1 protein-coding gene is annotated in these 1541 nt (G+C 57.8%); it reads left to right on the forward strand.

The window, feature by feature from the left end; translation table 11 throughout:
• Positions 1-976: 976 nt before the first annotated feature.
• A partial coding sequence (locus tag HNR55_RS16640) for a rolling circle replication-associated protein (RefSeq protein ID WP_456304253.1) occupies positions 977-1541 on the forward strand: 565 nt, incomplete at its 3' end.

Here is a 1541-nt window from a genome sequence, read left to right on the forward strand (position 1 = left end):
GTGGGGCAAGTCGGGCGTCTGGCCGGTCGCTGAGGCTCTCAAGTTTGAGTTCGGCAATATGGCGGCGTATGCGGCTTTCCGGCGTCTGATGCGGTCGTATTCCAAGGCTCAAGCGCGTGTTGAGATGAACGCCGCGCGCTCTGCGCTCGTCCAGGCACAAGGACAGGCGGGCGGGGGGACTGCTCGACCTACACACTCCCTCCCCCTGAGCAGTCCCAACCCGCCCGCAGACGATGCCGGTGCAGCGAGAGAGCGAGCGCAGAGCGGGAGCGCCGTAGGCCAGCCAAAGGCTGTCTCTCGTGTCCGATCTGCCGCCCGTGGCGTCTCTTACACGCGGCGCATGTTGAAGTGTCCAGACGCCAAGATTTCGGCTTTCCGGGGCATGTCTCGTTGGGCACCGGCGGCTGTAATTCGGGGCATGGTTCAGAACCTCTGGGATAGAGGTTTGGACGTGGCCGAGTGCATTTCTGACGCCTGAATGATCGCTAAGGGGAACCCTTGGCCGCACCTCAAACGGGAGTTTGTATAAGTGCGCCCTTCCGGGAAAAAGCACCACGAACGAAAGTTTGTGTAAGTGCGCCCTTTTGGAATTTGACGCTAAATGATCTCCGGGCTGTCGTAATCGACTGAGTGACGATCGAGCCCCGGAGCTGCGCGAGGACGTGCGATCGTCACTCAAGCGAAAATCGGTTGCGCCTCTTGATTATATAGTTTCATATCTCATCAGAACTGCACCTGACGAAAAGAATTTAGGCTCTTCCCCGTTTAAGATTGGGAAACCAACGGCGCAAAAAAAATGAGGGCTGAACGGTTCGCACCCGCTCAACCCTCTGTCTCAACCCTTGATGCAACCAAGGACCGAAACTTGCTTACGTTATACCCGAACGGTTGTTCCTTAGGGAAGGCCGGAATGAATAAAGCTCCCTCAAAACGTGGTTCTTGTAGCGGCTGGTCTCCGGCTGTTGCTCGTCGAAATATGCGTTTCCTCTGGTCTGTCGAAAACGACAAACTTGACGGCGTAGGGTTCTCTTTGACCTTCACCGTTCAGACATGCCCTGAGACTGCTAAGGACTGGTCTCGGCTGGTTGATCGTCTTTCTGTTGCTCTCATGAGAGGAACGAAGGTTTCCCCTTCGGCCATGCGCTTGCACTGGGTCACTGAGTGGCAAAAGCGCGGCGTTCCTCACCTGCATGGGGCCGTGTATTTCGCTCAGGAAGCCGTAGAGGCTGCTGGCGGGCCTTCTGCTATGGAACATAGGCTTGTAGCCGTCTGGACGCATCTGGCGGCCTCCTACGGGTCTCAGAAGTGGTCTCAGACGGTCAAGCACATCTATGACGCTCTGGGCTGGTCTCAGTATGTAGCGAAGCACGCGGCGCGTGGCGCTCGGCATATTCAGCGTTCCTCCCATTGTCTGCCGTCTGGCTGGCAGGGGCAGACTGGCCGCATGTGGGGCAAGTCGGGCGTCTGGCCGGTCGCTGAGGCTCTCAAGTTTGAGTTCGGCAATATGGCGGCGTATGCGGCTTTCCGGCGTCTGATGCGGT

This window comes from Acetobacter lovaniensis, assembly GCF_014207635.1.
Classification (GTDB): Bacteria; Pseudomonadota; Alphaproteobacteria; order Acetobacterales; family Acetobacteraceae; genus Acetobacter; species Acetobacter lovaniensis.